This is a genomic window from Streptococcus sp. SR1, assembly GCF_000526075.1.
GTDB classification, from domain to species: domain Bacteria; phylum Bacillota; class Bacilli; order Lactobacillales; family Streptococcaceae; genus Streptococcus; species Streptococcus halitosis.
Map to the genome: position 1 here is coordinate 1 of NZ_JATR01000020.1, position 22,985 is coordinate 22,985.

The window sequence follows — 22,985 nt, forward strand, 5'->3', positions numbered from 1 at the left end:
TTGGGCTTGAGCAACAAATCAAGAACGGTGCTCAGATTTCAGCAAATCAACAGGAACTTGAATTGCTGTTGATGGTTTCGAGTTTAGGGAATATTGCTCAGAAGCTATATGCTCATGTCTGTCACAATGAGACACAGATGCCTCTGATTAAGTCTGACTTGATGTTTCTCGACAGTGTGATTAGTTCTGTTTCGTTATTCAACGGGACAGATGCAGACAGTTGCTTGCAGATTGCCTATGATGCTATCAAAGACCGAAAGGGCAAGATTGTTGATGGGGTGTTTGTGAAAGAGGAGGATTTGTAAAATGAAAAAACTAGGTATTGTTTTAGGTTCTGTATTTGTAATTGTTGTATCGCCATTCGTGGTTCAGTATGGTTGGAATGAAATCATCACAACGATCGTTCCAGTTGGGAAAATTACAGTCTGGCAAGCATTAGGGATGGATGCACTACTATCTTTCATCTGGCCTGTGTTACCCAGCAAAAAAGAATCTGAAGAGGATTATTCATATGCTGTGAAGAGCAGTATTTCGAAAATCATTACATGTGCATTTTTAATTTGGTTAGCTAGTTTGTTTATTTAAGGAGGATATGTCATGATTCCGAAATTTAGAGCGTGGATGAAGTCGTTGAAATGGATGTGCGATGTTACTAATATTTCATTCGACAGCAAGTTTTTAGATATCTGTCACCAGGGAGACACCGAAAGGTGTACAGAAATGTCAGTTGAGTTTGATGAAATCGAGCTCATGCAATCAACAGGACTCAAAGACCTAAATGGTGTCGAGATTTTCGAGGGGGACATCGTTCAATTTTTCGATAGTCTATACACTGTTTTTTACGACATCAAGGAAGGATGCTATCGATTAAAACCACACGACGATAGATGGGTTGTAGATTATATGTGTAATTTTTCAAGCGAAGAAAGTCTCGAAGTTGTCAGCAACATCTACGAAACTAAGGAGTAATTATGATTATTATAAACACAAACCCTAAAAATCCGCTTTTGCAGAAAGTGGAAGAAGAACTTAATTTTTTAGGAAAAAATTATGAAGTGAAAAAATCATGGACGGATGAACTCATCAAACAATGTTTTATTAATAATTTTGAATTTTGTTCAGGACATTATATGAGCCAAATTAGAAAATTAAATTTTGAACAAGCATTAGAGATGATACATCGAAATCCTAAAATGTTAAGGAAATTTATTGTTATAAATGGAAATAAAGCAATTGCAGATTTCCCAAAAGTTGGTCTTATCAGAAAACAGTTGAGAGGTTTGATGAAATGAGCGATGCGAAAAGATTTTATAATCACATAAGAAAACAATTGGTCTATGTTCCGAACACGTCAATTGCCGAAAGATTAAAAAAACATATTTTGGCACATCCAAATTTTAACAGTAGCAGAAATTTCTTGGACATGGTTGTGGCAAACTACTGCACGAATAGAAAGAAAGATAAGTTACCTAGCCTTGAAGTGCTGAACTGGTTAGGAAAATTTTTAGATGTGAACTACGAAAATTCAGAGCTTTTGGAGGATAAGGAATGAGATATTTTAAAATCTTATGTGTTGTTTTACTGGCATCCTTCCTCGTAGCATGCCATCAGATTTCGAGTGGGACGGTGGTAGATAAGTACATTGATGAACCTCACACAACGTTCATACCTGTTGCGACAGGTAAAAGTTCTGTACTTGTGCCAACCAAAACCAAAAGAAAATACATTCTGGTCGTTTCAGGATATGCAGGAAATAAGCAAATTGAAGAAACATTTGAAGTAACAGCTAAGGAATACAAACACTATGAAATTGGCAACACTTTTACACAAAATGCCGTTTTAGAAAATGAAGAAGGAGATAGAGAATGATTGATCAAATTCAAAAAAAGATTCAAGGAATTTATGGCTGGACAGTTAAAAATGCTGAAATAATAGCGCCACCACATGATTTACCAGATGCTGTTAAAAGTAGAGTCGCTTACTTTAGGGACATGGCTGAAGATGGCATGACATTTATGGGAATTATGGAGTGTATATTTGCTGACAAAAAGCCCGAAAGTTATGATTTCGGAGCTACAAAGGATTGGTTGCCGATGTCTCAAGAATTTAATGATTGGGTCGGTAACGCTTATAATATCGCGCAAATGGAAATAGCTGTATATATTATTTATGGAGTTCGAAAAGAGGAAAACAATGATTAACAATGTCGTTTTAGTAGGCCGCTTGACTCGTGACCCTGAGTTGCGATACACACCATCAAATGTTGCAGTTGCGACTTTTAGTTTGGCAGTGAATCGCAATTTTAAGAATCAGGCAGGTGATCGTGAAGCTGATTTTATCAGTTGCATCATGTGGCGCCAACAGGCTGAAAATTTCGCAAATTGGGTTAAAAAGGGTGCTCTTGTGGGAATCACAGGTCGCATCCAGACTCGTAGCTATGATAATCAGCAAGGACAACGTGTCTATGTGACAGAAGTGGTAGCTGAAAGTTTTCAAACGCTTGAAAAGAAGGATAATTCTGCGAACCAGTCAAGCATGGAAAACCAAATGCCACCAAGTTTTGGAGCAAGTGATCCGATGGATATTCCAGATGATGGATTGCCGTTTTAGGGAGGTGGAGGGATGATACAAACGCTTGAAGAAGGAATGAAGAATCAAAGTAAACGCATAAAAATCCCAACGAAAATCAGACCGTTTGATGTGGGTTATCGAATAGTGAACGAATATGGTCAACCGCTTGCCTTAAGAAATGGAGCAAATATATTTGCCTTACCTTCTCTAGCGGAAAAAGCTATAAAGAAAGAGTTTGGGAAAAATGATCCAGACTTTGATATCGAAAAACATTTTGTCGAAGAGGTCGCCATTGTCAATTTAAGTAAATTTCATAGTTATTTTGAGGAGGTGGAGTAATGGAACGACCTGAACAATACCCATCTGGATACTTCATTCCTGAACTGATTGAAGATGAAGATATTATCTTCAATAAAGACAGTGAATATCACAAGCAGAAGAAAAAAGAAAAGAAAAATCCTATTTTCAAAAGAAATAAGTCCAAAAATAGATGGGCGCTTTAAGGAGGTCACAGATTGAAACGAAAAAGCATATCTAAAGCCACTAGACAAAAAGTTTTAGATAAGTATGGTGGTCACTGTGCTTATTGCGGCAAGGAATTGGATTTAAAAACTTTGAGAGTGGATCATTTGCATCCTCACTATCGAGGCGGAGAGGATAGTTTTGAAAACTATATGCCTGCTTGTTATCAATGCAATTTCTACAAATCTACTTTTCTGTTAGATGAATTCAGAGAGCAGATGTCTACCTTGCACGAGAGAATCAGTAAGCCGTTTATAGCAAGACTTGGTTTAGATTATGGAATTATTGAAATCAAGCCTTTTAATGGTAAATTTTATTTTGAGGAGGAGACATGAAACGATTCATCGCAATATGGATTCTGCTGTCTGCCGGATTGAACATCTGGCAGATGAACAGGATTCGAGATTTAGAAGAGAAGAAGCCAATGGTTGTCTACAAGACAGATAACGCAGGCGCTGAGATATTCGGTAAAGTTGTTGAGAAAGGACGACATGGCAAGCTATACACAATCACAATTCGTGATTACGGTGTGTTCGTGATTACGAAGGACGTGTATGATAATGTGAAAGTTGGAGAAGAGGTAAAATTATGAACTACAAAGTGAGAGTCAACGGTAAATTAATTGAATACGGTGCACTAGTTGAAAAATCAAGTTTTTCAGACGAAGAATGGTCTGCTATTTATGCAGAGATTGCAGAAGAAAATTACCCAGAAATTTTTAAAAAAAGAAAATCGGATACTGCATTTATTGACACGCTTGGCGCTTTGACTTCACTAGAAGAACGATACGAAGCATTACTAGAGCTATTGCCACAAGATCAATTTTCTCGAGCTGGTACACATCCAAAATGGGTGGCAGATGCAGTGGCAGAGAACACGTTGAATAAAGAGGACACAATGCTAGATGTGTCGGATTTAATTGGACGATGTGAAACTCTGGAAGAATTGAAGAACGAGCTGACAGAGTATTTTGAGTTGGAAGAATTGTAGGAGATGAGGTAAGATTGTAATGACAAAGTACAAGAAACCAACTTACATCATCATTCAAGAAGCAATGGCAAAGCGCATTAGATTTCTGGAAGATGAACTGTATGAAAGAGCCTATAAGGATATTGAGAAACTAGAAGCTCAAAATGATTTCTTAAAAGGTCTTTGTAACAATCAACTTGAAATCATCATGGATTACGAATGGAAGCAGATGCAAGAGCAGGCTGCATTCATAAAAGCTAATACCAGGAAATGGAGAGCAAGATGCAGCTAAGATTGAAAGAACTTAGAGAGGACCTAGGTCTATCTGTCAAAGATATGGCCAGAGATACAGGTGTCTCCCAAAATACAATTCATTTGTATGAACGTGGTGGATATCCGTCCATTAAGCAAATTGAAATGATTGCTAAAACCTATGATGTAAATCCTGCTTGGCTTGTTGGGTGGATAGATGATGAAATGATGCCTGGAGTCCAGGTCGTTGAAAAAGTGATCTATAAAGAAAGTCCAACAGCAAGATTGCCAGCTTATTTCAACAACAATAACAACGGTAAGCTTATCAAGTGGAAGCAATCACGAAGATTTCGAGGAGGTAGGATTTGAAGAAATTGAGCGACGAAGACCTCAAAACATTAGACAGAGAACTTTTCAAATTTCAAAATATTCAACGTACAATAGATTTGAGAAGGCTAGAACTAGAAACTCGAAACCCAGATATTCAAAGTGGTCCTAGCGTAGGAATAAGCAAACCTACCGAAACTATCGCGATCAGAATTGCAGATGATCCAACCTTAAAATTTCTCGAAGGCTTCAAAGGGATTATTAACAAACTCCTGATCAATCTAGTTGATGAAGACAAGGAAATCTTTAATTTGCGCTGGAGATATCCTCAACTGAGATGGGAAGAAATAGCAGAACAGAAATTCATGAGCAAAGCCACAATTTATAGAAGGAGGAGGATTATCTTAGAACAGTACGCTATACTGAAAGGTGAGTTGTAAATAAGATTGAGACAAAAGACATCTTGAAGTCTCATGAAAAAAGGTTTATTATGATAGCATGAACTTCTGAAACAAAAACACACATCACACTTTAGGAGTCATCCTTAATTCTAGTCAGAAAAGTTGTCCAACAGAAGTATCGTCAAGAGTCAGCAAATGCTGGCTTTTTGCTTTGTGGAAAGGAGGTAGAACATGGAATTTGTATCACCGATAAAAGATAATGATGACATTCAGGCAATGAAAGATTATCTCAAAGAGTGGAATGAGATGTATTATATGCTATTCATTACAGGCCTGAATACGGGCTTGCGAGTCGGAGATATACTCACATTGAAAGTTAAAGATGTTCAAGGTTGGCACATCAAACTGAGAGAACGGAAGACTGGCAAGCAGATTACAAGACGGATGACAAAAGAACTCAAGAAAGAAATGAGGAGATATGTCGAGGGGAAACCATTTCATCATTTCTTATTCAAGAGTAGGCAAGGTCAGAATAAAGCAATCACTCGTGAGCGAGCCTATCAAATCATACATGAAGCAGCTGAAGAACTTGGCATTGATAATGTTGGAACACATACAATGCGCAAGACATTCGGCTATAAATATTACAACAAGACAAAGGACGTAGGGACATTACAGAAAATGTTCAATCACTCATCACCTGCAATTACTCTTAGATACATAGGGATAGAACAAGCAGAGCTTGATGATGCTTTACGAAACTTTGTCATTTAATTTTTTTAGATATCACTTTCACATAATGAGTTAAGCATAAACTGAAAAAATGAAACTCTTCAAAACCCATGATTAGTAAGGGTTTGAGATTTAGAGTGAGTTTAACAAAATATAAGATATGTGAAAGTGAGGGATAAAATTGGTATAGTTGGAGGATGAAACATTGGGATTATTTTTAGGATATCTAGTTGTCTATTTTTTAACCTTAATTTTTTTAGTCGTTATTTTTGATTGGGGGAAAAGTGATGTATTAAAGTTAGTTGAGAACGGATTGATATTTCTTTTCTTACCACTCGTATTTGTTTTTGTATTGGCCTATGATTTTATAAACAAAATAAAATGAGACAAAAGGCATCTTGAAGTCTCACAAAAAAAGGTTTATTATGGTAGCATAGATTTCTTGTATGAGATGGGATAGGTCAAAGGCCTGTCCCTTTTGCATTGAGAAAGGAGGTTTGAGATGTATAACAAACCTATCAGACCATCCTTGAGATCTAAGAAGTGGGAGAAGTTCCGTGATAGGATAATGCGTAAGCATGATTATCTTTGTCAAGAAAGTTTGCGTTACGGAATTTCTGTTCAAGCAGAAATGGTTCACCATATCTTTCCTGTATCTGAATACCCTGAACTTGAATTCGTTGAATGGAATTGTTTGCCGTTGACGAATAAGAAACACAATACGTTTCATGATAGAGTGAACGATAGAGTAATCAATCAAGGATTGTATTGGCAGAAAAAAAGAAAAAAAGAATTTTTAAATTTTTTCAAAAATGAAAAATGAAAATTTTTAGTCCCCCCTCTTTTTGAAAAATCATTTTGGCCAGTAGGGTACCGGTGAAGGGAACTTTTTCCAAGCCGGGGGCCTTCAAACAAAAAGGGGGTAAAAACTAAGCTATTTTGACGAAAGGAGGTAGTTTTTGGCTAAACCAATTACAGCGAAGTCTATTAAGTCAAAAGTGGTCAAGCAGATGAAAGATTTGGGCACTTATCGTAAAGAGTTTGAAATGATCATTGACATCTTTGCAGGTATGCTATATCAGTATCAGAAACTTGCTCAAGATTATGCTGACATGGGTTATCCAGTAACAGACACCTACGTCAATAAGGCTGGTGCTGAAAATGAGCGCAAAGTTCCAATCTTGACAGCGATGGAAATTTTGAGAAAAGACATCCTCAGCTACTCTAATCAGTTGATGATGAATCCTAAGTCGCTCGGTGAGGTAGTAGAACAAGAAGGTGATTCAGTTCTTACTGAGGTACTGAAGTTCAAGAACGAAATCAAGAAGAAGCGAGTGACTGGCAATGGGTAATCTTGATAAAGCGAAAGAGTATGCTCGGCACGTCATTTCTCACAGAGAGGAACATTGCGAGGAGAATATTCTTGCTGCTGAAAGGTTCATTCGTGATCTTGAGAATCCAGAATTTGACATGGATGAGGAAATCGTTGATTTCGTTGTCCACTTCATCGAAAACACGATAGTCCATCAGCAGGGTGATGATATGTTTGCGGTGTCTATCCGTAACAAACCCTTGCTCTTGCAACCCTGGCAACACTTTGTGGTTGTTAATCTATTTGGGTTTTACTACAAGGGGTCAAACGAGCGCAGGTTCAAAGAAGCGCTTATCATGCTTGCTCGGAAGAATGGGAAGACCTCATTTACTGCTGCAATCGCACTTGCTTATCAAATATTAGACACGGATAGCGGTTCAAAATGCTACATCGTGGCCAACTCGGTTAAGCAAGCTATGGAAGCCTTTGGATTCTTAAAATTCAATGTAGAGCGATGGAATGACAAGAACATTCGTATCAAGGATAACAACCAGGAACACTCAATCACTGCTAATTTTGGTATTGAGGGTTCTTTCTTTATCCAGGCACTGGCCAACGATGAAAGTCGTTTGGACTCATTGAACGGTAACGTAATTATCCTAGACGAAGCTCACACGATGAGAAACAGCAAGAAGTACGGTCTTATGAAGAAAACAATGTCAGCATACCGAAACAGTATGCTTTTTGTTATCTCTACGGCTGGTGATATTCCTACTGGTTTCCTTGCTAACCGTCTTAAATACTGTCAAAAGGTCCTTAAGCAATTGGTCAAGGATGATTCCTTGTTTATGTTTATCTGCAAAGCTGACCAGTCAACAGATGGAGATGTCGGTGATTACCTAGACGAGAATGTGCTTAAGAAAGCCAACCCATCGTGGGGTGTGACGGTATCGCTCAAAGCTCTGAGAGAAGAAGCTGAGCAGGCTATGAATGATCCACAGACAAGAAATGAGTTTTTTAACAAGACTTTGAATGTCTTCACAAACTCTATGAATGCTTACTTCAATCCTGATGAGTTCATTGCTTCAGATAGTCAATACGATTGGACCCTAGAGGAGCTGGCACGCTTGCCTATACAATGGTACGGTGGTGCTGACTTGTCAAGATTGCACGACTTAACCGCTGCTGCTCTCTATGGTGTCTATCATGATGGTGAAAAAGATATTGATATCTGTATCACACATGCTTTCTTCCCTCGTGTCAACGCTCAGAAAAAGGCCAACGATGACGGGATTCCACTTTTTGGGTGGCAGTCTGATGGTTGGTTGACGATGAGCAACACTCCGACCGTCCTCTATGATGATATTGTCAAATGGTTCATCAAGATGAGGGAGAAAGGGTTCAAGATTGCTGCTGTTGGGATGGATAGGAAGTTTGGCCGTGAGTTTCTGACGAAGATGAAACAAGCTCGGTTTAAGATGATTGACCAACCACAGCTTTTTTATCTGAAATCAGAGGGGTTCAGACGGATTGAGTTCAAAGTTAAGAATAAAGAATTTTACTATCTTCATTCTGACGCTTACGAATACTGTGTGAGCAACGTTAGAGCAATTGAAAAGGTGGACGATGCTGTGCAATATGAGAAATTAGATGGTGACGGTGGTACTGCAAGAATTGACTTGTTCGATGCCAGCGTTTTTGCTTGCATTCAAGCTCTTGCTAATCTTGGTAAGAATCAGAATGTCATGAGCTTCTTTGATTAGAGAAAGGAGGTGAGGAAAGATGGGGCTTTTAGATAGGTTTTTGAAACGTGGTAAGAGTCGAGGTGGAACGAATGTTATCACTCATTCAGATTTTGGACTTTATATTGACGGTGATAGCTATGTGCCTTTGGCCCGCAATCCTGATGTGATTGCTGCGGTCAACAAAATTGCTGACATGGTGTCTAACATGACTATTCACTTGATGGAGAATACTGATAAAGGCGATATCCGAATAAAAGACGGACTGGCTCGCAAGATCGATGTAAACCCATGCGACAATATGACTCGCAAAACTTGGATTTTCAAGATTGTGCGTGACCTGTTGCTATTTGGTGACGGAAATTCAGTTCTTCATGTTGAGTATGATCCTGTGAATGATTATATTTTGAACTTGAGACCATTCGCAATGAGTGAGGTTTCTTTCAAAAGTGATGATGTTGGTTATATCGTGAATTATCGTGGTATCGACTACAACCCAAGCGAAATCGTCCACTTTGTAATCAACCCAGATCCAGACAATCCATTTGTAGGAACTGGATATAGACTTGCTCTGAGGGATATTGTTAGGAATTTAAACCTTGCTACTCAAATCAAAAAAGGCTTTATGAATGGCAAGAACGTTCCTAGCCTGATTGTTAAGGTTGATTCTTCGAATGGAGAATTGGGCACGCAAGAGGGACGAGACAAGGTTGCTAAGAAATATTTAGCAACAAGTCAGGCAGGTGAGCCGTGGATTATTCCTGACGCTTTGTTGAGTGTAGAGCAGGTTAAACCGCTTAGCTTAAAAGATATCGCTATTAATGAATCTGTTGAAATTGACAAGAAAACAGTTGCTGGGCTTTTGGGAGTTCCAGCTTTTATTTTGGGAGTTGGTAGCTTTGACAAAGAAGAATACAACAACTTTGTCAATACAACGGTCATGAGCATTGCAACGACGATCACTCAGACCTTAACGAGAGACTTACTCGTTTCAAATAATCGGTATTTCAAACTTAATGCTCGCTCGCTTTATTCGTATGACATTACAGAGTTATCTTCAGTTGCTGAACAGATGACTAAAAGCATGGCAATGCGTCGAAATGAGTGGAGAGATTGGCTTGGGATGCCACCAGATCCTGATATGGATGAGCTCCTTGCTCTTGAAAATTATCTACCGCAAGACAGACTTGGGGACCAGAAGAAACTGAAAGGGGGTGAGGAAGAGAATGAACAAACGGAATAGCTATCGCACTGCTCAGTTCAAAACACGAGAAGAAAGTGAAACTGGTGATTTGATTTTGAGTGGGTACTTTATCAAGTTTGATGAAGTTACTGAATTATGGCCAGGTTACTTTGAAGTGATTAAGCGTGAAGGTGTTGAAAAAGCAATTCAAAACGCTGACATCCGGGCATTGTTTAACCATGATGATAGTTTAGTGCTTGGTCGTACTGGTAACGGGACGGTCATTTTAGGAGTTGATGAAATCGGACTTTACGGTGATATCATCATCAATAAGGATGACCCGCAAGCTGTTGGGGCCTATGCTCGTGTTCAGCGTGGCGATGTGATTGGATGTAGCTTTGGTTTCATCCCAATCAAAATCAATACGGAAGAGCAAGCAGATGGTTCGTACCTGGACACTATCTTAGAATTAGAAATCTTTGAAGTGAGTCCATGTACTTTCCCAGCCTATCCTCAAACGGAAATTGCTGCACGACAGAAAGACTTTGAAAGTCAACAGCGTGCCAATCGTGAAGCGCTGGACAAGCGCAAGAAAGAAATTAAGGAGAAATTTAACCTATGCACAAATCATTGATTTTAGGCGCTCGCATGCGCAACAAAGCAGAAAAAGTGGTAGAACTTGAAGAATCAATCAAAGAATTGAACAAGCGTTCTGAACTTGAAGCGAAGAAATTGGATCAAGCTGGAAATGATGAAGAAGTTTCAGCAGTTGAAAAGAACCTGGAAGACATTCAAAAAGAATTGGATGAAAAATTGGCAGAAAAAGAACAACTTGAAAAGGAAATCGAAGATTTGCAAAATCAAGTTGAAGAATTGAATCGCAAAGCCCCGACTTACCCAAGTCAAGAAAAACGTGGAGGACAGAAATTGGAAAAACGTGACGCAGTACTAGAATTCATCCGCTCTCGTGGACAAAAACGCACAGGTGTTAAAACAACAGATGTAGGAGCGATTATTCCGAAAGAGGTTTTGGAACCACAAAAAACACCTGAACGTCAGAACCCGCTGCTTAATCTAATCCATATTGTAAAAGTAACAAGTGGCTCAGGTACTTACCCAGTCATGAAGAAATCAAATCGTAAGATGACAGAGGTTGGTGAACTTGAAGAAAATCCAGAATTAGGAAAAACAAAAATCACTGAAGTAGATTACAAAATTAAGACTTATCGTGGGGAACTTCCTATCTCTCGTGAAGCGATTGAAGATGCACAATATGACCTTATTGGAATCATGCAAGAAGATATTCAAGATCAGGACGAACAAACAAAATTGGCAATTGTTGCGGATGTTTTGAAAACTGCAAAAGTTGTAAATGCTAGCGGTTATGATGGACTTAAAGATATTTTGAATACTAAGATTTCATCTGTTTATAAAAAATCTCTTGTTGTTACTGACTCTATGTTCAACGCATTGGATAAAGTTAAGGACAAGGACGGCCGCTACATGCTTCAACCTGACATCACTTCACCAACAGGATATTCATTCTCTGGAAAAACTATCTACCCTGTTGATGACACTCTTTTGGGTCAAGAAGGGGAAATGAAGTATTTTATCGGAGATGTTGAATACTTCCTTACATTGTTTGACCGTATGGAATTGAGCGTGAATTGGGAAGACAATCATAAATTTGGTAAAAACCTTGCATCATACCTACGTTTTGACATCAAGAAGACTGATGAAGATGCTGGGGTATTCGGAACCTACACTGATGTTGTAGCTTAAGGAGGTAACGTATGAGCTATAAAGTAATCCGTCCTTTCAAGGACTTGGCTGATCCTGAAAAACATGACTATGCTGTTGGCGATATCTTTCCTCGTGAAGGATATGAGCCCACAGATAGCTTTACCAATGGCCTTTTGACTGGTGCTAACACTGCTGGGTCTATCTTCCTTGAAGTTTTGGGAGATGATGAACCTAAAAAGCCAGCTCCTGAAACAAAAGAAGTGAAGGAAGAGCCCGCAGTTAAGCAGGAAGAAACAGTTGATGAAACTGCTGAAGAGCCTGCTAAGGAAGTTGAGGAGTAAACATGGACGAAGGTCAGCTTTTGGAATTGCTGAAGCTTAAGTTGGGTATTTCAACCAGCTTGAGAGACAAGCCGTTAAAAAAAATCATTTCAAGTGTCATCACTGAATTGACCGATAATCTCGGTATCGAGCTTGTCGGTGAGCGTGCTGACCATGAAATGTTTATCGTTGACTATGCTGCTTATCGCTACGAGGGTGGGGTGGATATGCCACGTCACCTTCAATGGCGACTGCATAATTTACAGATAGCATCAAAGAAAGAGGTCAAGAATGTGGAATCATGAAATCACGCTGATCTCTAAGAAAGTTACAGGTAAGGATAAGCTACTACAACCAATCTCTGAAGATGTTGAAATTACTCTCTTATGTCGCAAAAAGAGGGTCACTCGCTCTGAATTTTATCAGGCAAACCAGGCAGGTCTAAAGCCGAGTTTGGTCGTTGAGATTCGAAATTTTGAGTATGAGAATCAAGAGTTTGCGAAGTTCGAAGGCAAGCAATATCGCATTTTGAAAACCTATCCTTTCGATTCTGAAATTTTAGAGTTGACTTTATCAGAGGTCTTGAAATGAGTAATGACCTTGCTGATTTGATAGCGAAAGAGCTTGCAGCTTACTCTGATGAGGTTACTGAAGAAGTGGATAAGATTGCCGAGCAAATAGCTGATGAGACTGTGGATGAGTTGAAGGAGACAAGTCCGAAACGGTACGGAAAGTATCGTAGAAGTTGGAAAAAGAAGAAGCTGGCCAACGGCTCTTTTGTTGTCTTCAACGCAGTTGCAAGTCTTACTCACATACTTGAGAACGGGCACCTTTCAAGAAATGGTGGTCGTGTCGCTGGTATCATCCACATCAAGCCCGCTGAAGAAAAAGCAATTCAAAACTTTGAGAAGCGTATCAAGGAGATTGGAAAATGAAGCTATCAGACTTTGCTGCTATTTTGGAACAGGCAAACTTGCCTGTCACTTATCGAGCGTTTAAAACTGGGAACGCTCCTGACCTACCTTACCTAGTCTATTATGAATCAAGTCCAGCCATCAATGCAGCTGATAACACGGTTAATCATCAGATTAAGAGCGTGACGGTTGAGCTGGCTTTTGAGAGTAAGGATGAAGATTTGGAAGAACGTCTGGAAGAGCTGTGGACAACCCACGAGCTCTTTTTCGATGTTCAAGAAGAAACATTTATCGAGACGGAAAGACTCTATGTCAAGTCTTATACGATCTATCTATATTAAGGAGGAATGACATGACTCAAGAAAATAAAGTAACCTATGGTTTAAAAAATGTTCACGTTGCGCCAATTAAATCGATTGGTGCCGATGGAGTGATTGCTTATGATGAAATTTTCCGTTTTCCTGGTGCAATGGAATTAACATTGGATCCAAAGGGTGAATCAACACCAATCAAAGCAGACGATATCGATTATCACTTCATGAACTCAAATGAAGGGTATGAAGGGAAATTCAAAATCTCTCACATTATTGAAATGTTTGCGACTAAGATTTTGGGTGAAATCAAAGATGCTCAGACGGGTGTTTTGACTGAAAAAGCTGATGCAGAATTCACATCATTTGCCTTGATGTTTGAATTTTCAGGTGACAAGAATAAAACACGTCACGTCCTTTACTACTGTTCAGCAAGCCGTCCAGGCAATGGCTCAAAAACCAAAAATGGTACAAACGTCAACGAGCGTGAACTTGGCTTTAAGGCAAGTCCTCGTCCTCTAGATTCAGTTGTTAAACGTTCTATCACATCAGCTGATAATAAAGAAATTTATGACAACTGGTTCAAGAAAGTGTATGAACCTACTGCGGTGGCAGCTTAAGGAGAAAATCTATGCGTAAAATCGTTTTGGTTGGCGATCAGGAGTATGAGTTAGGCACAAATGGCTATACTCCTATCGCCTACAAACAACAATTTGGAAAAGATTATTTTCAAGATTTGTTCTCGATGTTGAAAAATCAATCATTCATGAATGAATTGAATAAGCTGGAGACCGACAAGGAGTTGACAGCGACTAATATTGATATTTCTATGTTGTCAGATTTTGACATGACCTTTTTCAACCGTCTTTTTTGGACCTTTGCTAAATCTGCAAATCCTCACATCAAGCCTTATGAACAATTCTTCATGGAAATGGAAGTCTTCCCGATTCAGGAAGTTGGGCCTGTGCTGATGGAAATGCTGAATGCGAGCATGACGACAAAAAAGCACCAGATGAATCAGAATCAGCTAGCGAAGAAATCTTCACAGTAGAGTCATACTTGTCTTGCTGTAAAGAAACTGGTCTGTCTATCGATGATCTAAAGCACATCTCAATCGGAATGGCTCTGGATTATCAGACGGATTATGTGAATTTACGGAGTGAGGATAAGGGTGGCGAACGGAAAGCCACGCAAGCTGATTTTGACAGTTTTTAAATAAAAAAATGAGTGCTGAGAGAGCGATTCTGAGACCAAGTTCCGTGGACTGACTGCATTATCAGTCGTAGAAATTCTCTCAGCGCTTTTCTATTTTTTGTGAAAGGAGGAAATATGGCAGGAAATATCAAAGGTATCAAAATTGAAATCGATGGCGACACGCAACCCTTGCAGAAGGCCCTGAAAAATGTCAATAAGGCTGCTACTGATGCAAGTCAGGAGTTGAAACAGATTGACAAGGCCTTGAAGTTTGATACAGGCAACGTAACGCTCCTGACTCAGAAGCAAGAAGTCTTGCAAAAGCAAGTTTCGACGACCAAGGAGAAACTAGAAACCTTGAGACAAGCTCAGTCTCAGGTGGAGCAACAATTCAAAAATGGTGATATCGGTGCTGATCAGTACCGTGCCTTTCAACGCGAAGTCGAAGTTACTCAAAACGTCCTAAAAGGATATGAGGGTAAGCTTGCAAGTGTGAACCAGGCATTATCTGGAAACGGTCAAGCGACAGAGAACAATATCAGTAAGCTAAACAATTTGCAGAATGAACAGAGCCAACTAGCATCCGAGATGGAGAAGGTGACAAGTTCATTTAAACTGCAAGAAAGTGCTTTAGGTTCAAACGCTAGTGAAGCCGAGAGAAATGCTCTTGCTCAGAAAAAGATTGGCGCACAGTCTGATATTGTCAATAAGCAGATTTCAAACTTAGAACGACAACTGGAGCTCACCAAAAAAGAATTTGGTGAAAATTCCACACAAGCCAATAAAATGGAAACCCAGTTGAATCAAGCTAAAACAGCTTACTCGAATCTCTCTCAAGAGATGAATAATCTTGGGAGTGCTGGCAAACAAGCGAGCGGAACCTTAAGCGAAACAAACAATCTCTTAAAAGCTGAATTGCTCAATCAATTTTCTGAAAAACTATCAGATATCAGTCAAAAATTGGTTGATTTCGGGAAGAGTGCTCTTGAAGCCTTTCGTCAAGTAGATGAAGGTATGGATACCATTGTCACAAAAACTGGTGCTGGTGGTGAAGCACTTGAAGGCATGCAAAGAATCGCAAATGATATTGCGACAGAGTTACCAACGGACTTCTCAACTGTCGGGAATGCCGTGGGAGAAGTCAACACACAATTTCAATTGACCGGAGAAGCATTGAAAAATGCTTCAGAGGACATTATCAAATTTTCAGAAATAAATGGTTCTGATGTAACTAATGCGACCATACAATCAAAACAAGCATTGGAAGCTTATGGATTGTCTGTTGAAAATTTATCTGCTGTTTTAGATTCGACTACCTTCGTGGCTCAAGCTACAGGTGTTTCGGTAGATGACCTGATGAAAAAGGCAACTGACGGTGCACCTCAAATTAAGTTACTAGGTCTAAGTTTTGAAGAAGCAGTAACTCTTATTGGCCAATTGGAACAACATGGTGTTGATTCATCTGCCGCATTATCAGGCTTGACAAAGGCTGCGGGAGCTTATGCCAAAAAAGGCAAATCTATGACAGAGGGGTTGAAAGAAACCATTGATTCTATCAAAAATAGTAAGAGCGAGACAGAAGCTCTTAGCACTGCGATGGAAATTTTTGGAGCAAAAAAAGCTCCTCAAATGGTTGACGCAATCAAACGTGGAGCACTAAGTTTTGAAGAATTAGGCTATACATCCCAAGTATCAGCAGGACTAGTATCTTCAACATACGAATCTACGCTTGATCCTATTGACAAATTTAAGACAGCTCAAAATTCAGCTACTTTGGCCATGTCTGAACTAGGTGCTGCAATTGCAGAAGTCTTAGCTCCTGTTTTTGAAATGTTAGGAAATATTGTAAAGGGGCTTGCTGAATGGTTTAGCAGTTTACCTGGGCCAATTAAAGAGTTTGTAGTGGTTATGGGTACTGTCGTGGCTATTGTAGGTATAATTGCCCCTATATTTTTAACACTACAAGCGGCTGCAACTGCTTTGGAAATTTCGATTGGTGCAATGATTACAGCTGCTCTCCCAATTATTGGGACAGCTTTAGCGATTACAGCTGCTGTTGCAGGAGTAGTAATTGCTTTAAAATATCTCTGGGATACAAACGAAGGTTTTCGAGATGCGGTCACGATCGTTTGGAATGCGATTCTTGAAGTTATCAATGCAGTCGTATCAGAGATTTCTAGTTTTGTCATGAGCATCTTTGGGACAGTCGTCACTTGGTGGACGGAGAACCAGGAACTTATCAGGACAAGTGCCGAGACTGTTTGGAATGCTATTTCAGCAGTTATAGATACAGTCATGACCTATCTAGGTCCACTCATTCAAGCTACTTGGGACAATATTCAATTGGTCATCACGACCGCTTGGGAAATTATCAAGACAGTTGTTGAGACTGCGATAAACGTTGTGCTTGGGATTATACAAGCAGTTATGCAGATCATCACTGGTGATTGGTCAGGCGCTTGGGAAACTATAAAGGGAGTATTTTCAAGTGTATGGCAAGGAATCCAAATCGTGGCTCAAACTATCTTTTCAGCGATACAGTCATTTATATCAAATACCTTGAATGCTATTTCAAGCACAGTATCAAGTGTGTGGAATGGGATTTCAGGAACAGTATCAAGCGTATTAAATGGCATTTCAAGCACAGTATCAAGCGTGTGGAATGGGATTAAAAATTCCATCGGTAGTGCTATCAATGGGGCGAAGGACCTTGTCAGTACGGCTATCAATACTATCAAAGGATTGTTCAACTTCAGCATTAGTTGGCCACACATCCCACTACCTCACTTCTCTGTAAGTGGTTCGGCCAACCCATTAGATTGGTTGAGCCAAGGAGTGCCAAGCATCAGCATCGAATGGTATGCCAAAGGTGGTATCATGACGAAACCGACAATATTCGGAATGAATGGCAATAATCTTATGGTTGGTGGTGAAGCTGGAAATGAGGCGGTATTGCCACTCAATGATAAAACACTTGGTGCTATCGGTCGAGGTATTGCTCAGACAATGGGTGGAACTTCACCGACCATCAACATTACTATTACTGGTAACACTGTCAGAGAAGAATCTGACATCAGTCGGATTGCTGATGAGGTAGCGCAGCGGATTGCTGACGAATTGCAACGTAAGACACAATTGAGAGGAGGGGTTGCATGGTAAAACATAATGAGCTTGTGATTGACGGTGTGAGAACATCGTCTTTTCCCTTTAAGGTCATTGTCCATGATTCTCCCTCAATCGCTCTGGGAGACAGCAAGACAGCTCTTTTGGAGCATGGCGGTATCAGTGGTGCAATTGTTCAGACAAACAAGCATAGGGAACTGGTCAAGAAAACTTATACGATTTACTTGGTTAAACCTACTGAAGAACAGATGAACCAATTTATGAGTTTGTTTATCCGTGAGAAGTTCTGGCTAGAGAGTGAGCGAGTCAAAACAACTCGTCTTTGGTGTTATAAGGTCAATGTAAGCGACCTTGAAGAAGTGAAACCTGGTCTTTACATGACCAAGGCAACTTTCACTTGCCACCCTACCAAATACTTCAAAACTACTGACACACAGAGGTTGACAAGAAGCGGAACCTTGACCGTTCAAGGTTCTGCTCTTGCATTTCCTAAAATCACAATCGTTGGCCAGAGCGCTTCTGAGACTTCATTTACAATCGCTGGTCAGGTCATTCGCCTTGAAAGTCTTACTGAGTCGCTTGTGATGGTCAACAATCCTGACAATCCTAGCTTTAAAATGACAACAGGGAAACCAGTGAAATGGTCAGGGGATTTTATCACAGTCGATCCAGCGAAAGTGAAGAATGTTGGGGTTGTTCTAGGTCAAGGTATTCAATCGCTTGAAATCGAGACGGTTTGGGGGTGGGCATAATTGCTTTATCTACTTAATAAAGATGTGAGAACTGTTCGGTGGAACGGAGAGCCACTTCATGAAACTACTTCGGCGATTGTTAAAGAGACCATGAATGGCGATTTCACCTTAACTGTGAAATATCCTATTTCTGATTCTGGTATTTATCAGCTCATCAAAGAAGATATGCTGATAAAGGCTCCGGCTCCTGTTCTTGGTGCGCAGCTATTTCGTATCAAGAAACCCGTTGAACACAATGACCATCTGGAAATCACAGCCTATCATATCTCAGACGATGTGATGAAACGTTCTATCACACCAGTTAGCGTGACTAGTCAGAGTTGTGGCATGGCTCTTTCTCGCATGGTCCAAAATACAAAAACTGCTTTGGGAGATTTTTCTTTCAGTAGCGATATCCAGGATCGTAGGACCTTCAACACAACTGAAACAGAAACTCTGTACTCTGTATTGCTGGACGGTAAGCACAGTATAGTTGGTACATGGGAAGGCGAGCTGGTTCGTGATAACTTTGCGATGACTGTCAAAAAGAGTCGTGGTGAGAATCGTGGTGTTGTTATCACGACACACAAGAATCTTAAAGACTACCAACGCACAAGGAACAGTCAGAATGTTGTCACAAGAATCCATGCTAAATCGACTTTTAAACCTGAAGGTGCTAAAACAGAAACGACTATCAGAGTGACTGTTGATAGTCCTCTTATCAACTCATACCCTTATATCAATGAAAAAGAGTATGAGAACAACAATGCTAAAACTGTTGAAGAGTTGCAGAAATGGGCACAGGCTAAGTTTTCAAATGAGGGCATTGACAAGGTCTCTGATGCTATCAAGATTGAAGCCTATGAACTTGATGGGCAAGTGGTCCATATGGGTGATACGGTCAATCTCAAGAGTTGGAAGCACAATGTCGATGCATTCAAGAAAGCTATTGCTTATGAGTTCGACGCTTTGAAGGAAGAATATATCTCTCTGACTTTTGATGATAAGGCAGGAGTTGGTGGCTCTAGAGCTTCTGGTGGCTTATCTAGCGCAGCGGATGCAATCCTTGGTGTGACAGGAACCGCACAAGAAATTGCCCTTGAAAAGGCTCTTCAAAATGCTGGCTTAGACTTTGATCACAAGGCAGGATTACTGAGACAAGAAATTGCGGACGGTGTCGAACTGGCAAAAGCCAGAGCTGAAGAAGTCAAGAGAGAACTGTCTGACACTATCAACCAACGGTTTAGCAGTTTTAACAATGGTCCTCTGCAAGAAGCCAAACGCAGAGCCGAAGAAGCGTTGAGAAATGCTGGTGCAAGCAGCTTACTCGCTCAAGAAGCGAAACAGATCAGTGAGCGAGCGAGAGCTGATATCGCAGTTCTTCGTCAAAATATTTCGAACGACTATGTCGCGAAGTCTCAGCATGTAGAAGATGTAAGAGGACTGACAAGACGATTTGAAGAAATTAATTTAGGCAGTCCAAACCTGGTCATCAATGGAGCTGCAGAGTTGGGAGATAAGAATTGGGGTGGAACGAACGGAAAATGGTTCACAAACCGAACGCATGGTTTTTACAAGAACAGTTCTGCCCCGCTATTTACCCTCGACACAAAAGAAGCCAGATTGTGCTATATCCAGACAGGTCGCTACAATCAGCTCAAGAAGAACACGGACTACACGCTTTCTTTCACAGGATTCATGTCTGGAAACGTATCTGGCTTCAGGGTCATGATAGGCTTGTTGTCCAACAAAGACGACGTTTGGAAGAAAACGTTAGGTGTCTTCAATCAACGTCTCTCTCCTAAACAAGCAGAGCGTTTCACGGTTCAATTTAATAGTGGTGATTACGATGGCTTCTCTTTGCGTTTTGATAATTTTGGTTCAACTGATGGGCAAAGTGCGACTGTCTGGATAACTGAAATTGATGTCTATGAAGGCACGATGAAGCGCGCTTATCAGCCTGCTCCTGAAAACAGTCAAAACTACGCAGACGCAAAAATATCAGAATACAGAACGACGGTCGATGGCCGATTTGCGAATATCGCTTCTCAGATAGCTGGCAAAGCGAACTTGCTCGACTTCCAGCGAGTGCAAGAGACTAGCAAGCTGTATGAGCGCATTATCGGTCGTAGCGAGTCTGATATTGCTGACAAGGTTGCTCGCATGGCTTTGACGAATCAGTTGTTTCAGGTTGAGGTTGCAAAGGCTTCGGCTGGTGGACGAAATCTATTTCTTAATTCATTGTTTAAACGTGATCTTCATCAACGTTATTCAACATATCATGTAGATGACAGTATTGAGCAAACGCAAGGACAACTTGCTTTAAGTATAGATACGAATACGAAATTCAGAGGAGCTAATACGTTAAAGATTGTATCGACTTTTAACGGAAAGGCAAACAATCAGAAAGTTACTTTTAGAACTGGCGGAGATATGCGCTTAAATACAGCAGATGAAATGCGCAATAAATCTGTGCGTTTCAGTTTTTGGGCAAAGTCTACTGTCAATAACACGAATTTTCAAGCTCGAGTAGGATATCGAAATACTGTTGAAGGTGTCTCGTTAACCACCGATTGGAAATTCTATGATATTCAGTTGACTAAAAGAGAGAATTCAAATGCAAGTAATGAAGTAATCATGCATGTATTCACCGCTGCGACTGTTTGGATTGCTTTTCCAAAAGTCGAAATCGGAACAGTCTCTACAGACTTTTCGGAAGCCCCAGAAGACACCAACGAAGCGATTCGATCGGTTCAAAGCCAACTGACTGGCTCGTGGGCTGTTCAAAATCTGACCAGCGCAGGTTCAATTGTTTCGCAAATCAATGCGACGAACAATCAAATCTTGATTGAAGCTGAGAAAATTCGTTTAAAAGGTAAGACCTTGCTGGACGAATTGACGGCCATTGATGGATACTTCAAGAGACTATTCGTGGGTGAGGGTAATTTTGCGAAACTGAACGCTGAAATTATCGGTTCAAGGACCATCACAGCTGATAAGCTGATTATGGACCAGGCTATGGCTCGGATGTTCGTTTCAAGCGATATCTTCACGGATACGCTTGCAGCTAAAGAAGCCTTCATCAACAAGCTTCGGTCGGTAGTAGTATCTGCGACCTTGCTTGAAGGTTTTAAAGGTCGAATAGGTGGCTTTCAAATTGGTACGCATGATAAAGACCCGTCAACTTACTGGTTGACTGGTCAGAATCAGTTTTATGTAGGAATGAGCAATGGTGCTGGTAATTGGGGCAAAACAGCTCTTTGGGTTAATTGGGGCACGACTTGGGATGCTCCAGGAAATTATGCTTGGTTCGTTAAAGAATCGGGCGAAATGTTCTGTTATAATCGAGCGTATTTTTGGAACACGCCGGTAATAAATGGCGACCTACGTGTCACAGGCGATATCTACTATAACAATAAGAATTCAGGTAAATCTGGATACTGGATTTACTCTCCGCAATACAAACAAATCTTGAGCGAGAATGGCTATATGTATTTTGTTTGGAGTGGTGGCGGTTCTAGTTGGATTCCGATGAACAAGGAAATTTCTGACCGTCGCTACAAATCAAATATCGAAGCTAGTACAGTTTCTGGTCTCGATGTAATCGAAAACTTGAAGACGTATAGTTATCGTAAGGAATACGATGGGAAAATAGAAGACATCGCCTGCGGTATCATGGCGCAGGATGTCCAGAAATATGCTCCTGAAGCATTCTTTGAGAATCCAGATGGTGCATACTCTTACAAAACATTTGCTCTTGTGCCTTATCTTATCAAGGCCATTCAAGAGCTCAATCAAAAAATAGAAAAATTGGAGAAAACAGCATGAACGAACAAGACAAACAAATCAACAGCCTGACGATTAAATCACTAAGCGAGCGAGTCAGTAATGAAGCCACTCAATCGGCTATGCTAGAAGCTCTCTACACGGTAACCGCTATGGAACTCGAGCAGATGAAACGAATCATTGAATCTGACGAAGAGCTCAAAACTAAATTTGAAGAAGTGAAAGGAAAAATGACAAATGGCAATCAGTAATTACGAACTAGCAACCAGACCATATCTTCGTGGTTCGGGCGATAATATCCGAACAGTAGTTGAAATCCGTTTAGAAGATGGGACTCGATACAGTACGAACATGCGTGAGCTGGTAGGAGACCGCACGACTGAGCAAGAGGACGTCTTGATTCAAGCAGTGCTTGATATCATCAAAGCTGAATTAGATCCAGGAGCAGCAATCGTGAAGGCGCAAGCTGAGATCGAACAAGCAGTTCAAACTTTGGCAAAAGCTAAGACTGATCTCTCAGCTAACAAAGAGAACATCGATAGCGTATCAGCAATTACTGAAGTCCTCATTGCGCTTGCGATTGGCCAGAATGGGGGCATGCCAACGAATACTTATGAAAAGGTTGCGCAGTTCATCAAGCCGCTCGTGAAAGACCGTCGTTATGCGAACGGTGATATCGTATCAATGCCTTATCCGTACGACACGAATCCGAAGTGGCCGAAGGAAACACTTACCATCCTGAAATTCCAGATGCAGCCGTCGGAAGGGTACACCTGGAAAGAACAACCTCTTGCTGAAATGTTGCAGAAGGGCATTCTGACCGTGGTCATGCCACGGATTGATTAAGGGGGA

General features: G+C 40.4%; 35 protein-coding genes and 1 pseudogene. All 36 read left to right on the forward strand.

Annotated features, from left to right (window positions below):
* Positions 1–305, forward strand: a pseudogene (locus tag HMPREF1518_RS10915) (MazG-like family protein); the annotation flags it as partial.
* 1 nt (position 306) lies between these two features.
* Entirely contained in the window at positions 307–585 is a 279-nt protein-coding gene (locus HMPREF1518_RS06705; protein ID WP_033583944.1) for a hypothetical protein, read from the forward strand.
* Between the two features lie 12 nt (positions 586–597).
* The gene (locus HMPREF1518_RS06715) at positions 598–969 is read left to right on the forward strand and encodes a YopX family protein (protein ID WP_050589086.1); all 372 of its coding nucleotides are present in this window, start codon (positions 598–600) and stop codon (positions 967–969) included.
* Positions 970–971: 2 nt separating this feature from the next.
* Positions 972–1,292: a hypothetical protein gene (locus HMPREF1518_RS06720; protein ID WP_033585063.1), complete on the forward strand. Its 321-nt coding sequence runs from the start codon at positions 972–974 to the stop codon at positions 1,290–1,292.
* Entirely contained in the window at positions 1,289–1,552 is a 264-nt protein-coding gene (locus HMPREF1518_RS06725) for a hypothetical protein (protein ID WP_033585065.1), read from the forward strand. Before HMPREF1518_RS06720 ends, HMPREF1518_RS06725 begins: the two co-directional genes overlap by 4 nt.
* On the forward strand, positions 1,549–1,869 hold the full coding sequence (locus HMPREF1518_RS10685) for a 3-dehydroquinate synthase (protein ID WP_081730834.1): 321 nt from the start codon (positions 1,549–1,551) through the stop codon (positions 1,867–1,869). Before HMPREF1518_RS06725 ends, HMPREF1518_RS10685 begins: the two co-directional genes overlap by 4 nt.
* Entirely contained in the window at positions 1,866–2,201 is a 336-nt protein-coding gene (locus HMPREF1518_RS06735; RefSeq protein WP_033585068.1) for a hypothetical protein, read from the forward strand. Before HMPREF1518_RS10685 ends, HMPREF1518_RS06735 begins: the two co-directional genes overlap by 4 nt.
* Positions 2,194–2,610, forward strand: a complete 417-nt coding sequence (ssb, locus tag HMPREF1518_RS06740) for a single-stranded DNA-binding protein (RefSeq protein WP_033585071.1) — start codon at positions 2,194–2,196, stop codon at positions 2,608–2,610. Before HMPREF1518_RS06735 ends, ssb begins: the two co-directional genes overlap by 8 nt.
* Before the next feature lie 12 nt (positions 2,611–2,622).
* The gene (locus tag HMPREF1518_RS06745; protein ID WP_033585074.1) at positions 2,623–2,910 is read left to right on the forward strand and encodes a hypothetical protein; all 288 of its coding nucleotides are present in this window, start codon (positions 2,623–2,625) and stop codon (positions 2,908–2,910) included.
* Entirely contained in the window at positions 2,910–3,074 is a 165-nt protein-coding gene (locus tag HMPREF1518_RS10920) for a hypothetical protein (protein WP_197018563.1), read from the forward strand. The genes HMPREF1518_RS06745 and HMPREF1518_RS10920 overlap by 1 nt, the downstream gene beginning before the upstream one ends.
* 12 nt (positions 3,075–3,086) lie before the next feature.
* Positions 3,087–3,428 carry an HNH endonuclease gene (locus HMPREF1518_RS06750; protein ID WP_033585077.1) on the forward strand — a complete coding sequence of 114 codons (342 nt, stop codon included), beginning with the start codon at positions 3,087–3,089 and terminating at the stop codon, positions 3,426–3,428.
* Entirely contained in the window at positions 3,425–3,685 is a 261-nt protein-coding gene (locus HMPREF1518_RS06755; protein ID WP_033585080.1) for a DUF1372 family protein, read from the forward strand. The genes HMPREF1518_RS06750 and HMPREF1518_RS06755 overlap by 4 nt, the downstream gene beginning before the upstream one ends.
* Positions 3,682–4,083: a hypothetical protein gene (locus HMPREF1518_RS06760; RefSeq protein WP_033585083.1), complete on the forward strand. Its 402-nt coding sequence runs from the start codon at positions 3,682–3,684 to the stop codon at positions 4,081–4,083. The genes HMPREF1518_RS06755 and HMPREF1518_RS06760 overlap by 4 nt, the downstream gene beginning before the upstream one ends.
* 19 nt (positions 4,084–4,102) lie before the next feature.
* Positions 4,103–4,354 carry a hypothetical protein gene (locus tag HMPREF1518_RS06765; RefSeq protein WP_033585086.1) on the forward strand — a complete coding sequence of 84 codons (252 nt, stop codon included), beginning with the start codon at positions 4,103–4,105 and terminating at the stop codon, positions 4,352–4,354.
* The gene (locus HMPREF1518_RS06770) at positions 4,345–4,683 is read left to right on the forward strand and encodes a helix-turn-helix domain-containing protein (RefSeq protein ID WP_033585088.1); all 339 of its coding nucleotides are present in this window, start codon (positions 4,345–4,347) and stop codon (positions 4,681–4,683) included. Before HMPREF1518_RS06765 ends, HMPREF1518_RS06770 begins: the two co-directional genes overlap by 10 nt.
* On the forward strand, positions 4,680–5,081 hold the full coding sequence (locus HMPREF1518_RS06775) for a transcriptional regulator (RefSeq protein WP_033585090.1): 402 nt from the start codon (positions 4,680–4,682) through the stop codon (positions 5,079–5,081). The genes HMPREF1518_RS06770 and HMPREF1518_RS06775 overlap by 4 nt, the downstream gene beginning before the upstream one ends.
* Positions 5,082–5,273: 192 nt before the next feature.
* Positions 5,274–5,816 carry a site-specific integrase gene (locus tag HMPREF1518_RS06780; protein WP_033585091.1) on the forward strand — a complete coding sequence of 181 codons (543 nt, stop codon included), beginning with the start codon at positions 5,274–5,276 and terminating at the stop codon, positions 5,814–5,816.
* A 460-nt stretch (positions 5,817–6,276) separates the two neighbouring features.
* On the forward strand, positions 6,277–6,597 hold the full coding sequence (locus HMPREF1518_RS06790) for an HNH endonuclease (protein ID WP_033585094.1): 321 nt from the start codon (positions 6,277–6,279) through the stop codon (positions 6,595–6,597).
* A gap of 136 nt (positions 6,598–6,733) precedes the next feature.
* Positions 6,734–7,126, forward strand: a complete 393-nt coding sequence (locus HMPREF1518_RS06795; protein ID WP_033585096.1) for a P27 family phage terminase small subunit — start codon at positions 6,734–6,736, stop codon at positions 7,124–7,126.
* A complete protein-coding gene (locus HMPREF1518_RS06800; RefSeq protein WP_033585098.1) occupies positions 7,119–8,849 on the forward strand; it encodes a terminase large subunit in 1,731 nt (576 codons plus the stop codon). The genes HMPREF1518_RS06795 and HMPREF1518_RS06800 overlap by 8 nt, the downstream gene beginning before the upstream one ends.
* A 19-nt stretch (positions 8,850–8,868) precedes the next feature.
* A complete protein-coding gene (locus HMPREF1518_RS06805; protein ID WP_033585100.1) occupies positions 8,869–10,071 on the forward strand; it encodes a phage portal protein in 1,203 nt (400 codons plus the stop codon).
* Positions 10,055–10,645, forward strand: a complete 591-nt coding sequence (locus HMPREF1518_RS06810; protein WP_033585101.1) for an HK97 family phage prohead protease — start codon at positions 10,055–10,057, stop codon at positions 10,643–10,645. Before HMPREF1518_RS06805 ends, HMPREF1518_RS06810 begins: the two co-directional genes overlap by 17 nt.
* Positions 10,630–11,793, forward strand: a complete 1,164-nt coding sequence (locus tag HMPREF1518_RS06815) for a phage major capsid protein (RefSeq protein ID WP_033585103.1) — start codon at positions 10,630–10,632, stop codon at positions 11,791–11,793. Before HMPREF1518_RS06810 ends, HMPREF1518_RS06815 begins: the two co-directional genes overlap by 16 nt.
* Positions 11,794–11,804: 11 nt before the next feature.
* Positions 11,805–12,095, forward strand: a complete 291-nt coding sequence (locus tag HMPREF1518_RS06820; protein WP_033585105.1) for a hypothetical protein — start codon at positions 11,805–11,807, stop codon at positions 12,093–12,095.
* Between the two features lie 2 nt (positions 12,096–12,097).
* Entirely contained in the window at positions 12,098–12,379 is a 282-nt protein-coding gene (locus tag HMPREF1518_RS06825; RefSeq protein WP_033585107.1) for a phage head-tail connector protein, read from the forward strand.
* A complete protein-coding gene (locus HMPREF1518_RS06830; RefSeq protein ID WP_033585109.1) occupies positions 12,366–12,665 on the forward strand; it encodes a phage head closure protein in 300 nt (99 codons plus the stop codon). Before HMPREF1518_RS06825 ends, HMPREF1518_RS06830 begins: the two co-directional genes overlap by 14 nt.
* Positions 12,662–13,009, forward strand: a complete 348-nt coding sequence (locus HMPREF1518_RS06835; protein ID WP_033585111.1) for an HK97 gp10 family phage protein — start codon at positions 12,662–12,664, stop codon at positions 13,007–13,009. Before HMPREF1518_RS06830 ends, HMPREF1518_RS06835 begins: the two co-directional genes overlap by 4 nt.
* Positions 13,006–13,329: a hypothetical protein gene (locus HMPREF1518_RS06840; RefSeq protein WP_033585113.1), complete on the forward strand. Its 324-nt coding sequence runs from the start codon at positions 13,006–13,008 to the stop codon at positions 13,327–13,329. Before HMPREF1518_RS06835 ends, HMPREF1518_RS06840 begins: the two co-directional genes overlap by 4 nt.
* A gap of 11 nt (positions 13,330–13,340) precedes the next feature.
* A complete protein-coding gene (locus HMPREF1518_RS06845; RefSeq protein ID WP_033585115.1) occupies positions 13,341–13,919 on the forward strand; it encodes a major tail protein in 579 nt (192 codons plus the stop codon).
* A gap of 11 nt (positions 13,920–13,930) precedes the next feature.
* A complete protein-coding gene (locus HMPREF1518_RS06850; protein WP_033585117.1) occupies positions 13,931–14,350 on the forward strand; it encodes a hypothetical protein in 420 nt (139 codons plus the stop codon).
* An 8-nt stretch (positions 14,351–14,358) separates the two neighbouring features.
* Positions 14,359–14,514: a hypothetical protein gene (locus tag HMPREF1518_RS10835; RefSeq protein WP_156025216.1), complete on the forward strand. Its 156-nt coding sequence runs from the start codon at positions 14,359–14,361 to the stop codon at positions 14,512–14,514.
* A gap of 114 nt (positions 14,515–14,628) precedes the next feature.
* Positions 14,629–17,652: a phage tail tape measure protein gene (locus HMPREF1518_RS06855; protein ID WP_033585119.1), complete on the forward strand. Its 3,024-nt coding sequence runs from the start codon at positions 14,629–14,631 to the stop codon at positions 17,650–17,652.
* The gene (locus HMPREF1518_RS06860) at positions 17,646–18,368 is read left to right on the forward strand and encodes a hypothetical protein (protein ID WP_033585121.1); all 723 of its coding nucleotides are present in this window, start codon (positions 17,646–17,648) and stop codon (positions 18,366–18,368) included. The genes HMPREF1518_RS06855 and HMPREF1518_RS06860 overlap by 7 nt, the downstream gene beginning before the upstream one ends.
* Positions 18,369–22,175, forward strand: coding sequence for a phage tail spike protein (locus HMPREF1518_RS11000; RefSeq protein WP_033585122.1), 3,807 nt, complete (start codon positions 18,369–18,371; stop codon positions 22,173–22,175).
* A complete protein-coding gene (locus HMPREF1518_RS06870; RefSeq protein ID WP_033585123.1) occupies positions 22,172–22,384 on the forward strand; it encodes a hypothetical protein in 213 nt (70 codons plus the stop codon). Before HMPREF1518_RS11000 ends, HMPREF1518_RS06870 begins: the two co-directional genes overlap by 4 nt.
* A complete protein-coding gene (locus tag HMPREF1518_RS06875; protein WP_033585125.1) occupies positions 22,371–22,979 on the forward strand; it encodes a hypothetical protein in 609 nt (202 codons plus the stop codon). The genes HMPREF1518_RS06870 and HMPREF1518_RS06875 overlap by 14 nt, the downstream gene beginning before the upstream one ends.
* The last annotated feature ends 6 nt before the right edge of the window (positions 22,980–22,985 follow it).

What these genes read in the sequence shown, in the direction of transcription:
- ssb (WP_033585071.1), top strand. Translation starts at nt 2,194, where the DNA reads ATGATTAACAATGTCGTTTTAGTAGGCCGCTTGACTCGTGACCCTGAG.
- HMPREF1518_RS06820 (WP_033585105.1), top strand. Translation starts at nt 11,805, where the DNA reads ATGAGCTATAAAGTAATCCGTCCTTTCAAGGACTTGGCTGATCCTGAA.
- HMPREF1518_RS06810 (WP_033585101.1), top strand. Translation starts at nt 10,055, where the DNA reads ATGAACAAACGGAATAGCTATCGCACTGCTCAGTTCAAAACACGAGAA.
- HMPREF1518_RS06735 (WP_033585068.1), top strand. Translation starts at nt 1,866, where the DNA reads ATGATTGATCAAATTCAAAAAAAGATTCAAGGAATTTATGGCTGGACA.
- HMPREF1518_RS06815 (WP_033585103.1), top strand. Translation starts at nt 10,630, where the DNA reads ATGCACAAATCATTGATTTTAGGCGCTCGCATGCGCAACAAAGCAGAA.
- HMPREF1518_RS06855 (WP_033585119.1), top strand. Translation starts at nt 14,629, where the DNA reads ATGGCAGGAAATATCAAAGGTATCAAAATTGAAATCGATGGCGACACG.
- HMPREF1518_RS06870 (WP_033585123.1), top strand. Translation starts at nt 22,172, where the DNA reads ATGAACGAACAAGACAAACAAATCAACAGCCTGACGATTAAATCACTA.
- HMPREF1518_RS06770 (WP_033585088.1), top strand. Translation starts at nt 4,345, where the DNA reads ATGCAGCTAAGATTGAAAGAACTTAGAGAGGACCTAGGTCTATCTGTC.
- HMPREF1518_RS10920 (WP_197018563.1), top strand. Translation starts at nt 2,910, where the DNA reads ATGGAACGACCTGAACAATACCCATCTGGATACTTCATTCCTGAACTG.
- HMPREF1518_RS06835 (WP_033585111.1), top strand. Translation starts at nt 12,662, where the DNA reads ATGAGTAATGACCTTGCTGATTTGATAGCGAAAGAGCTTGCAGCTTAC.
- HMPREF1518_RS06745 (WP_033585074.1), top strand. Translation starts at nt 2,623, where the DNA reads ATGATACAAACGCTTGAAGAAGGAATGAAGAATCAAAGTAAACGCATA.
- HMPREF1518_RS06875 (WP_033585125.1), top strand. Translation starts at nt 22,371, where the DNA reads ATGGCAATCAGTAATTACGAACTAGCAACCAGACCATATCTTCGTGGT.
- HMPREF1518_RS06790 (WP_033585094.1), top strand. Translation starts at nt 6,277, where the DNA reads ATGTATAACAAACCTATCAGACCATCCTTGAGATCTAAGAAGTGGGAG.
- HMPREF1518_RS06725 (WP_033585065.1), top strand. Translation starts at nt 1,289, where the DNA reads ATGAGCGATGCGAAAAGATTTTATAATCACATAAGAAAACAATTGGTC.
- HMPREF1518_RS06755 (WP_033585080.1), top strand. Translation starts at nt 3,425, where the DNA reads ATGAAACGATTCATCGCAATATGGATTCTGCTGTCTGCCGGATTGAAC.
- HMPREF1518_RS06840 (WP_033585113.1), top strand. Translation starts at nt 13,006, where the DNA reads ATGAAGCTATCAGACTTTGCTGCTATTTTGGAACAGGCAAACTTGCCT.
- HMPREF1518_RS06760 (WP_033585083.1), top strand. Translation starts at nt 3,682, where the DNA reads ATGAACTACAAAGTGAGAGTCAACGGTAAATTAATTGAATACGGTGCA.
- HMPREF1518_RS06805 (WP_033585100.1), top strand. Translation starts at nt 8,869, where the DNA reads ATGGGGCTTTTAGATAGGTTTTTGAAACGTGGTAAGAGTCGAGGTGGA.
- HMPREF1518_RS06830 (WP_033585109.1), top strand. Translation starts at nt 12,366, where the DNA reads ATGTGGAATCATGAAATCACGCTGATCTCTAAGAAAGTTACAGGTAAG.
- HMPREF1518_RS06720 (WP_033585063.1), top strand. Translation starts at nt 972, where the DNA reads ATGATTATTATAAACACAAACCCTAAAAATCCGCTTTTGCAGAAAGTG.
- HMPREF1518_RS06845 (WP_033585115.1), top strand. Translation starts at nt 13,341, where the DNA reads ATGACTCAAGAAAATAAAGTAACCTATGGTTTAAAAAATGTTCACGTT.
- HMPREF1518_RS06850 (WP_033585117.1), top strand. Translation starts at nt 13,931, where the DNA reads ATGCGTAAAATCGTTTTGGTTGGCGATCAGGAGTATGAGTTAGGCACA.
- HMPREF1518_RS06715 (WP_050589086.1), top strand. Translation starts at nt 598, where the DNA reads ATGATTCCGAAATTTAGAGCGTGGATGAAGTCGTTGAAATGGATGTGC.
- HMPREF1518_RS06860 (WP_033585121.1), top strand. Translation starts at nt 17,646, where the DNA reads ATGGTAAAACATAATGAGCTTGTGATTGACGGTGTGAGAACATCGTCT.
- HMPREF1518_RS06800 (WP_033585098.1), top strand. Translation starts at nt 7,119, where the DNA reads ATGGGTAATCTTGATAAAGCGAAAGAGTATGCTCGGCACGTCATTTCT.
- HMPREF1518_RS10685 (WP_081730834.1), top strand. Translation starts at nt 1,549, where the DNA reads ATGAGATATTTTAAAATCTTATGTGTTGTTTTACTGGCATCCTTCCTC.
- HMPREF1518_RS06825 (WP_033585107.1), top strand. Translation starts at nt 12,098, where the DNA reads ATGGACGAAGGTCAGCTTTTGGAATTGCTGAAGCTTAAGTTGGGTATT.
- HMPREF1518_RS06705 (WP_033583944.1), top strand. Translation starts at nt 307, where the DNA reads ATGAAAAAACTAGGTATTGTTTTAGGTTCTGTATTTGTAATTGTTGTA.
- HMPREF1518_RS06780 (WP_033585091.1), top strand. Translation starts at nt 5,274, where the DNA reads ATGGAATTTGTATCACCGATAAAAGATAATGATGACATTCAGGCAATG.
- HMPREF1518_RS06765 (WP_033585086.1), top strand. Translation starts at nt 4,103, where the DNA reads ATGACAAAGTACAAGAAACCAACTTACATCATCATTCAAGAAGCAATG.